At 75.1% G+C, this 8,982-nt stretch carries 7 protein-coding genes and 1 pseudogene; 1 reads left to right on the forward strand and 7 read right to left on the reverse strand.

What is annotated here, in order from left to right; translation table 11 throughout:
* Positions 1 to 49: 49 nt before the first annotated feature.
* The 7 genes from IEV86_RS09890 to IEV86_RS09920 are packed head-to-tail and all read right to left on the reverse strand — an operon-like array spanning position 50 to position 8,352.
* Positions 50 to 847, reverse strand: a complete 798-nt coding sequence (locus IEV86_RS09890; protein WP_043602264.1) for an HpcH/HpaI aldolase family protein — start codon at positions 845 to 847, stop codon at positions 50 to 52.
* Entirely contained in the window at positions 832 to 1,623 is a 792-nt protein-coding gene (locus IEV86_RS09895; RefSeq protein ID WP_043602265.1) for a 2-keto-4-pentenoate hydratase, read from the reverse strand. Before IEV86_RS09895 ends, IEV86_RS09890 begins: the two co-directional genes overlap by 16 nt.
* On the reverse strand, positions 1,620 to 2,753 hold the full coding sequence (hpaD, locus tag IEV86_RS09900) for a 3,4-dihydroxyphenylacetate 2,3-dioxygenase (RefSeq protein WP_052425790.1): 1,134 nt from the start codon (positions 2,751 to 2,753) through the stop codon (positions 1,620 to 1,622). Before hpaD ends, IEV86_RS09895 begins: the two co-directional genes overlap by 4 nt.
* A 1-nt stretch (position 2,754) precedes the next feature.
* Positions 2,755 to 4,341: a 5-carboxymethyl-2-hydroxymuconate semialdehyde dehydrogenase gene (gene hpaE / locus IEV86_RS09905; protein ID WP_229734588.1), complete on the reverse strand. Its 1,587-nt coding sequence runs from the start codon at positions 4,339 to 4,341 to the stop codon at positions 2,755 to 2,757.
* The gene (locus IEV86_RS09910) at positions 4,338 to 5,018 is read right to left on the reverse strand and encodes a GntR family transcriptional regulator (RefSeq protein ID WP_043602319.1); all 681 of its coding nucleotides are present in this window, start codon (positions 5,016 to 5,018) and stop codon (positions 4,338 to 4,340) included. Before IEV86_RS09910 ends, hpaE begins: the two co-directional genes overlap by 4 nt.
* Complete coding sequence (locus IEV86_RS09915) at positions 5,015 to 6,664, reverse strand: fumarylacetoacetate hydrolase family protein (RefSeq protein WP_081978423.1); 1,650 nt, start codon at positions 6,662 to 6,664, stop codon at positions 5,015 to 5,017. The genes IEV86_RS09910 and IEV86_RS09915 overlap by 4 nt, the downstream gene beginning before the upstream one ends.
* Positions 6,661 to 8,352, reverse strand: coding sequence for a thiamine pyrophosphate-binding protein (locus IEV86_RS09920; protein ID WP_043602269.1), 1,692 nt, complete (start codon positions 8,350 to 8,352; stop codon positions 6,661 to 6,663). Before IEV86_RS09920 ends, IEV86_RS09915 begins: the two co-directional genes overlap by 4 nt.
* Positions 8,353 to 8,458: 106 nt before the next feature.
* On the opposite strand from IEV86_RS09920, the pseudogene IEV86_RS09925 reads away from it, so the two are divergent.
* A pseudogene (locus IEV86_RS09925) lies at positions 8,459 to 8,884 on the forward strand (FAD-dependent monooxygenase); the annotation flags it as partial.
* Between the last annotated feature and the right edge of the window lie 98 nt (positions 8,885 to 8,982).

Genomic DNA, 8,982 nt, shown 5'->3' on the forward strand with positions numbered 1-8,982 from the left:
TGGCTCCTGCACGCGTCTCCCCGGAACGGGCCGCCGAGGGCCGCGCTGCCTACCGCTCCCCGTCGTCCGCGAGGACCCGCGCGAGCGCCTCCGACCCGCGTGCCAGCAGCGTCACGTCGGCGCCGACGGCGACGAACGACGCCCCGGCGTCCGCGTACCCGCGTGCCGCGTCGGGCTCGAACGCGTTGACACCCACGGGCTTCCCGGCGGCGCGCACCGCCTCGAACGTCCGCAGCACGGCTGCGACGACGTCGGGGTGCCGCTGCTGACCGCGCAGCCCCATCGACGCGGACAGGTCGGCCGGCCCGACGAGCACGCCGTCCACCCCCTCGACCGCCGCGATCTCGCCCGCCGCCTCGACGCCCTCGGCGGTCTCGACCTGCACGACGAGCGACACGTGCTCGTCGGCGTCGTCGACGTACCCCTCGACGCGTCCCCACCGCGCCGAGCGGGCGAGGGCCGACCCGACGCCGCGCCGGCCGCGCGGCGGGTACCGCACCGCCTCCACGGCCGCGCGCGCGTCGTCGGCGGAGGACACCATCGGGACCAGGAGGTTCTGCGCGCCGACGTCGAGCACCTGCTTGATCGTCACGACGTCGCCGATCGGGACCCTCACCACGGGCGTCACGGGGTACGCCGCGACCGCCTGGAGCTGGCCGAGGACCGACTCGAGCCCGTTGGGGGAGTGCTCCATGTCGACGAGCACCCAGTCGACGCCCGACCCGGCGCACACCTCGGCGACCAACGCGCTGCCCGAGCACACCCACATCCCGACCAGCGCGCGCCCGTCACCGGCTGCGCGCGCGGCGAGGACCTCACGGAACGTCGGGTTCAGACGAAGTGGCACGAGACCGTCCCCAGCTCTCGGAAGTCGGCACGCACGGTGTCCCCGCGGTGCACCCAGACGGGTCGCGTGAACGACCCCGCGAGCACGATCTCACCGGCCCCGAGCCGGTCGCCGTGCTGCGCGAGCTTGTCGGCGAGCCACGCGACCCCGCGCGCCGGGTGGCCGAGCACGGCGGCCGCGACCCCCGACTCCTCGACGTCGTCCCCGCGGCGCAGCACGGCCGACACCCACGGCAGGTCGACGTCGTGCGGCGCGACGTGCGTGTCGCCGACCACCATGGCCCCCATGGCGGCGTTGTCGCTGATCGTGTCGACGATCGTGCGCCCCGCGAGCTCGATGCGCGAGGAGAGGATCTCCAGCGCGGGCACCACGTACTCGGTCGCGGCGAGCACGTCGTCGACCGTCGCACCCGGGCCGACCGGGGCCGCGAGCCGGAACGCGAGCTCGACCTCGACGCGGACGTTCGAGAACCGCGCGTGCTCGACGTCCGCACCGCTCGGGACGACCATGTCCGCGAGGATCGCGCCGTAGTCGGGCTCGTCGATGCCCGTCGCGGCCTGCATGACCTTCGACGTGAGCCCGATCTTGCGGCCCACGGGGGCGCGCCCCGCGGCGACGGCGCGGCGGCGCCACTCGGCCTGCACCGCGTACGCGTCGTCGACCGTCATGCCCGGGTGGCGTGCCGTGAGCAGCGGCACGGTGGTCCGGTCGCGCTCGGCCGCGGCGAGCTCGTCGGCGACCGCCGCGACCTCGTCGGCCGGGAGCGTCCGGGTCACAGCTGGTGCCCGAGCTTGTACTCGCCCTGCTTCCACGACGGCAGCGCGTCGGCGTCGTCGTCGGGGCGCGTGTAGGAGAACCCGTCCGCACCGATGGTCACGGCCATCTCGCTCGCCTCGACGCGCGGGACCACGGGCTGCGGGTTGCCGTCGAGGTCGAGCACGAGCGACGCCTCGGTGTACCAGGACGGGACGACCGGGTTGCCCCACCAGTCGCGGCGCTGGTTGTCGTGCACGTCCCACGTGACGACGGGGTTGTCCGGGTCGCCCGTCCAGTAGTCCTGCGTGTAGATCTCGACGCGGTGGCCGTCCGGGTCGCGCAGGTAGAGGTAGAACGCGTTGGAGACGCCGTGCCGGCCCGGGCCGCGCTCGATCCGGTCGGACAGCCGCAGCGCCCCGAGCCGGTCGCAGATCGCGATGATGTTGTGCTTCTCGTGCGTCGCGAACGCCATGTGGTGCATGCGCGGCCCGTCGCCGCCCGTCATCGCGGTGTCGTGCACGGTGGGCTTGCGGCGCATCCACGCGGCGTACGTCGTGCCCTCGGCGTCCTGGATGTCCTCGGTGACCCGGAAGCCGAGGCTCTCCATGAACGCGACCGCGCGCGGGACGTCAGGCGTGACCTGGTTGAAGTGGTCCAGCCGCACGAGCGCCCCGGGCGTGTGCAGGTCGTAGCGCCACGCGAGGCGCTCGACGTGCTCGACGTCGTGGAAGAACTCGTACGGGAAGCCCAGCGGGTCCTCGACGCGGACCGAGTCCCCGACGCCGCGCACGAAGCCCTCCGGACGCCGCTCGACCCGGCACCCGAGCTCGGTGTAGAACGCGACCGCGTGGTCGAGGTCCTCGGGCGTGCGCACGCGGTAGGAGAACGCCGCGCACGCCGCCACCGGCCCCCGGCGCAGCACGAGGTTGTGGTGGATGAACTCCTCGAGCGTGCGCAGGTAGACGGCGTCGTCGTCCTCCTCGGTCACGACGAGCCCGAGGACGTCGACGTAGAACGCGCGCGACGCCGCGAGGTCGGTCACGACGAGCTCCATCGACGCGCACCGCACGACGTCCGGCGGGGGCGACGACGGCGTCGGGATCCGGTCGGCGGCCGGGCCGGACCCGGGGCCCGGGACGGGTGCGGTCATGTCAGCCCTCCACCGTCTGCGCGTCGGCTCTGCCGAACGTCGGGTGGTGCGCGGCCCCCAACGTCACGTGCACGGCCTGCTGGTGCGTGTAGAAGTCGATCGAGCGGTAGCCGCCCTCCTGGCCCAGGCCCGACGCCTTGACGCCGCCGAACGGCGTCCGCAGGTCGCGCACGTTGTTGCTGTTGAGCCAGACCATCCCGGACTCGACCGCCTGGGCGAACGTGTGGGCGCGCCGCAGGTCGTCGGTCCAGACGTACGCGGCGAGGCCGTACCGCACGCCGTTGGCCAGCGCGAGCGCCTCCTCCTCGGTGTCGAACGGCGTGATCGCGACGACGGGGCCGAAGATCTCCTCCTGGAAGATCCGCGCATCGGGCGGCACGTCGGCGAACACCGTCGGCGCGACGTAGCTGCCGGTCGGGAACCCGTCGGGTCGGCCGCCGCCCGCGACGAGCCGTCCCTCCGTCCTCCCGATCTCGACGTACCGCATGACCTTCGCGAAGTGCTCGGGGTGCACGAGCGCGCCCACCTCGGTGCGCGGGTCGTGCGGCGGGCCGACGACGACGCGCGCCGCCTGCGCCGCGTACCGCTCGACGAACTCGTCGTACACCTCGCGCTGGACGAGGATCCGGCTGCCCGCGGTGCAGCGCTCGCCGTTGAGCGAGAAGACGCCGAAGATCGTCGCGTCGATCGCGGCGTCGAGGTCCGCGTCGGCGAAGACCACGGCGGGCGACTTGCCGCCGAGCTCCATCGACAGGCCCTTGAGGTGCGGTGCGGCGTTGGCGAAGATCGTGCGACCCGTGCTGCTCTCGCCCGTGAACGAGATGAGCGGCACGTCCGGGTGCTTCACGAGCGCGTCGCCCGCCTCCTCGCCCAGGCCGTTCACGAGGTTGAACACGCCGCGCGGCAGGCCCGCCTCCTCGAAGATCCCCGCCCACAGGGACGCCGAGAGGGGCGTGAACTCGGCGGGCTTGAGCACCACCGTGTTGCCGGTGGCGAGCGCGGGGCCGAGCTTCCACGACTCGAGCATGAACGGGGTGTTCCACGGCGTGATGAGGCCCGCGACGCCGATCGGCTTGCGGTTGACGTAGTTGATCTGCCGACCCGGGACCTTGTACGCGTCGTCGGTCTGCGCGACGACGAGGTCGGCGAAGAACCGGAAGTTCTCCGCTGCGCGCCGCGCCTGGCCGAGCGCCTGCGTGATCGGCAGCCCGGAGTCGAAGCTCTCGAGCTCGGCGAGCCGGGCGTCGCGGGACTCGACGATGTCCGCGACGCGGTGCAGCACGCGCGAGCGCTCGCGGGGCAGCATCCGCGGCCACGGGCCCTCGTCGAACGCCCGGCGTGCGGCGGCGACGGCGCGGTCGACGTCGGCCGCCTTCCCGGCGGCGGCGTGGACGTACCCCTCGCAGGTCGTCGGGTCGAGGACCTCGAACGTCGTGCCGTCGAGCGAGTCGACGTGCTCGCCGTCGACGTAGTGGCGCAGGCGCTCGGGGAGGCCCGAGGGTCGGTGGTCGGTGCTCACCGGCTGGCTTCCGGGCCGGCTCCCCGGCCGGGTCTCGGGGCGGGTCTCGGGCCGGTCTGGCGTGCTCATGCGTGCGCTCCCGGGTGCTCGTGGGCGAGGTAGGCGGTGAGGGTGGCCGAGCGGTGCTCGCGCGCGGCGCGCTCGACGTCGGCGAGCGGCGCGCCCGCCTCGAGGAGCCGCACGAGCTCCTCGTGCTCGCGCACCGACTCCTGCGCGCGGCCGGGCACGAACGTGAAGGTCGAGTCGCGCAGCTGACGCAGCCGCGCCCACTCCGCGGTGACGAGGTCGAGCAGGCGCGGGTTGGGGCACGGCGCGAACAGCACCGCGTGGAACTCCTGGTTGAGCGCGGTGAACGCGTGCGGGTCGAAGTCGTCGAGCGTCGCGACCAGGCGGTCGTTGACGGCGCGCGCGCGGCGCAGGTCGTCGGCGGTGAGGTGCGGTGCCGCCAGCGCCGTCGCGGCACCCTCGAGCACGCCGAGCGTCGCCATGCTGTGCCGGTACTGCGAGTCGTCGATCATCGCGACGTGCGCGCCGACGTTGCGCTCGAACGTCACGAGCCCCTGTGCCTCGAGCCGGCGGATCGCCTCGCGCACGGGCACGACGCTCATGTCGAGCTCCGCGGCGATCGTCGCGAGGACGAGGCGGTAGCCCGGCGCGTACTCGCGGGCGGCGATGCGCTCGTGCAGCCAGTCGTACGCGCGCTGGGACTTGCTGCGCGACGCCGTCGCCGGGTCCGTCGTCGTCATCGGCCCGCCCGCCACGCGTCGTAGCGCGCGCGCCACGTGGCGTCCATGGGGAACAGGCCGTCGACGGGGTGGCCCGCGGCGACCTGGTCGGCGACCCAGGCGTCCTCGTCCTCCTGCGCGAGGGCCGCGTCGACGACCTCCTCGACCATCGCGCGCGGCACGACGACGACGCCGTCCTCGTCCGCGACGACGACGTCGCCCGGCTGGACGGTCGCGCCGCCGCACGCGACCGTGACGTCGGTGTCCCACGGCACGTGCCGCCTCCCGAGCACCGCGGGGTGCGGTCCGCGGCACCAGACGGGGAGCCCGACGGCCGCGACGGCGGCGTGGTCGCGCACCCCGCCGTCGGTCACGACCCCCGCGGCACCCCGGACCCTGGCTCGCAGCGCGAGCACGTCGCCGAGCGTCGCGGAGCCCGCCTCGCCGCGCGCCTCGATGACGAGCACCTCGCCCTCGCCGAGCGAGTCGAACGCGCGCTTCTGCGCGTTGTAGCCGCCGCCGTGGCTCGCGAACAGGTCGGCGCGGTGCGGCACGAGGCGCAGCGTGCGCGCGGTGCCGACGAGCCTCGTGCCGGGCAGCACCGGGCGGACGCCGTCGACGTGCACGTCGTCGATGCCGCGCCGGCGCAGCTGTGCGCTGATCGCCGCGACGGGGGTGCGGGTCAGCCGCTCGCGGAGCTCGGGTGCGAGGGCGGGGCGCGCGACCGCGGGTGCGGCGCCGGTTGCGGTGTCCGGTGCGGTGTCCGGCGCGGTGTCCGGTGCGGCGCCGGGCACGACGCCGGCTGCGTCGTCGGCCGGGGGCTCGGGCGGGAGCCCCGCCGCCGCGCGCGACCCCCACGCCTCGGCGCGCTGGACGTCGTCGACGGCCGGGAGCGAGCCGAGCGTGCCGTCGAAGGCGTGCGTGCCCTGCGTGACCGTCGTGACGAGGCGGCCCGTGCTCGGTGCGCCCGGGGCGTTCGGCGCGTCGACCTCGACCTCGACGACGTCGCCGGGGACGATCACCGACGAGCCGGCCGGGGTCCCGGTCAGGACCACGTCGCCCGGCTCGAGCGTGAGGTGCTGGGACAGGTCGGCGACGAGCTGCGCGAGCGGGAAGATCATGCCCGCGGTCGTGTCCTCCTGGCGCAGCTCGCCGCCCACCCACGTCCGGACCCGGAGCCCGTCCGGGTCGAGCGAGCGCGCGTCGAGCAGGCGCGGGCCGATCGGCGTGAACCCGTCGCGGCCCTTGGAGCGGACGTTGGAGCCGCGGTCGTTCGCACGGAGGTCGTAGACGCCGAGGTCGTTCGCGGCCGTGACCCACGCGACGTGCTCCCACGCCCGCTCGACGGGCACGCGCCGCGCGGCGGTGCCGATGACGAGCGCGACCTCGCCCTCGAACGCGAGCAGCTCGGTGCCCGCGGGGCGCTCGACGGTCCCGCCGCCCGCCGCGAGCGAGCTCGACGGCTTGAGGAAGTAGGACGGGTGCGCGGGGCTGCGGCCGCGCTGGTCCGCGCGCGAGGAGTAGGCGAGGTGCACCGCGAGGACCTTGCCGGGCCGCTGGGGCAGCGGCGCGAACCGGGGGTCCGTGACGGCGGGCCCGCCGGGGGCGGGGGCCCGGGCTGCCCCGGCTGCCCGGGGGGTCCCGGTGAGGTCTGCGTCGTCCGTCATGCGCTGACCCTCGCGATCTCCTCGTAGAACGGTGCGACCACGGTGGCCGAGACCCGCAGGTCGAGCAGCAGGAACGGCCGCCGTGCCGCGGGTCGCGCGGCCCAGGTCGCCAGGACGTCGAGGTCCTCGACGGTCCGGACGACGACGCCGTCGGCCCCGAGCGCGCGCGCGACGCCCGCGAAGTCGACGTCGGGGATGAGCATCGGCTCGCGCGCCAGGCCCTTGCGCCCGTAGTGGTGGACCTCGGCGCCGTACGCGCCGTCGTTCCAGACGACGGCGAGCCCGCGTCCGCCCGCGACCCGCACGGCCGACTCGAGGTCCGACAGGGCCATGAGCCCGCCGCCGTCGCCGGTCGTCAGCACGACCGTCGCGTCGGGCCGCGCCATCGCGGCGCCGACGACGCTCGGGAAGCCGAGCCCGATGGCCTGGAACGCGGTGCCGACCATGACGGTGCGGTCGGGCGAGGCGACGGGCCAGTACATGTTCGACCAGCCGAGGAAGTGCCCGCCGTCGGAGACGACGACCCGGTCCTCGGGCAGGAGCTCCGCGATCCGGGCGGCGGCCGAGCGCGGGTCGAGGCGTCCGTCGGGTGCGACGCCGTCGCCGGGCTCGTGCCGCCGCGCGGAGGCGACGTCGACCGTCTCGCGCCACGGCGTGGCGTCCGCACGCGGAGCGCCGTGCTGACCGAGGGGTGCCGGACCGTCGCCGAGCGCGGTGAGCTCGCGCAGGACCGCCTCGGCGACCGCCGCGACGTCCCCGCGCACGTACCCGCCGACGTGCGGGTGCGTCGCGGCCGGTGCGACGTCGACCTGGAAGACGCGCGTACCGGGCGAGAAGAGCTCGCCGAAGCGCATCGTGAACTGGTTGAGGGACGCGCCGAGGACGACCGCGACGTCCGCCTCGCGCACGAGCGCCATCGCGCCCGCCGCACCGAAGCCGCCCGCGACGCCGAGGTCGAACTCGGGCCGCGGGAACACGCCCCGCCCGAGCGCCGAGGTGACGGTGAGCGCGCCCGTGGCGTCGGCGAGCTCGCCGAGCACCTTGCCGGCGTCGGCGACCCAGGCGCCGCGGCCCGCGAGGAGCAGGGGCCGGCGCGCGGTCGCGAGCGCCGCGGCGATCTCGCGCACGACGCCGTCGGCGAACGGCCCGCGCGGCACGAGCGGCTCGGGCAGGCGCGGTGAGGGCGTCTCCGGGACGGGCCCCACCTCGAGCGTCGCGACGTCGTACGGGATCGCGAGCACGGTCGGCACGCGGTAGGTGAGCGCGTGCTCGACCGCGATGACGGTGGTCGCGGCGGCGTCCGCGCGGCCGACGGTGTAGGTGCGAGCACCGACGGCCGAGGCCATCGCGATCTGGTCGACGTCCCACGGGCGCGGTCCGGACGTCGGCTCGTCGCCGACGACGAGGACGAGCGGGACGTGCGCCTGGACGGCCTCGGCGAGCGCCGTGAGCGTGTTGGTGAAGCCCGCGCCGTACGTCGTCGTGGCGGCCGCGAGCCGGCCCGACGCGCGGTGGAACGCGTCCGCCGCGACGACCGCGCCGGCCTCGTGCCGGACGGGCGTGAAGCGTGCGCTCGTGCGGCGCTCGAGCGTGTCGAGCACGTACGCGTTGCCGTTGCCCATGACGCCGAAGACGTGGTCGACGTGGGCGGCGAGCGTGACCGCGACGTGCGCGGAGACCGTCGGCATGCGCGGACCCTCCCGTGGCGTGCGACCGCAGGGCCTCGTTGCCGCTGCGACGAGCCATCATATACGATCCATCCACCTCGACATCGGCGTCAGGGGAGTCGGTCGCATGCAGTTCCACCACCACGGGTACGTCTCGGGCGACCCCCGCGTCCAGCCCGCCGCAGGCATCGGCCTCGACCGCCCGGCCGAGCTCCCGGACGAGGTCGACGTGCTGATCGTGGGCACGGGGCCGGCCGGGATGATCGCCGCCGCGCAGCTCGCGCAGTTCCCCGAGGTGCACACGCGCGTCGTCGAGCGCCGCGACGGCCGGCTGCGGGTCGGGCAGGCCGACGGCATCCAGGCGCGCAGTGTCGAGACGTTCCAGGCGTTCGGCTTCGCGGGCCGGATCGCCGAGGAGGCGTACCGGATCACCGAGATGTGCTTCTGGCACCCGGACCCGCAGGACCCGTCGCGCATCGTCCGCGGGGAGCGGCCGCCGGACGACCCGCACGGCCTCAGCGAGTTCCCGCACCTGATCGTCAACCAGGCGCGCGGGAGCCTGACCCGGTTTCCCGGACAGTTTTGGTTTGGGTGATCATGCCGCGGTGAGGGCGGCGGTGTGACGGTCCTCGAAGTCGTTCGGGGACCGGT

Origin of the sequence: Cellulomonas carbonis, assembly GCF_014636275.1 — a bacterium.
Taxonomy (GTDB): domain Bacteria; phylum Actinomycetota; class Actinomycetes; order Actinomycetales; family Cellulomonadaceae; genus Actinotalea; species Actinotalea carbonis.

Bases quoted from the DNA above. Each gene is read 5' to 3' on its own strand.
- IEV86_RS09910 (WP_043602319.1), bottom strand. From the start codon at position 5,018: ATGACGACGACGGACCCGGCGACGGCGTCGCGCAGCAAGTCCCAGCGC.
- IEV86_RS09920 (WP_043602269.1), bottom strand. From the start codon at position 8,352: ATGCCGACGGTCTCCGCGCACGTCGCGGTCACGCTCGCCGCCCACGTC.
- IEV86_RS09915 (WP_081978423.1), bottom strand. From the start codon at position 6,664: ATGACGGACGACGCAGACCTCACCGGGACCCCCCGGGCAGCCGGGGCA.
- hpaE (WP_229734588.1), bottom strand. From the start codon at position 4,341: ATGAGCACGCCAGACCGGCCCGAGACCCGCCCCGAGACCCGGCCGGGG.
- hpaD (WP_052425790.1), bottom strand. From the start codon at position 2,753: ATGACCGCACCCGTCCCGGGCCCCGGGTCCGGCCCGGCCGCCGACCGG.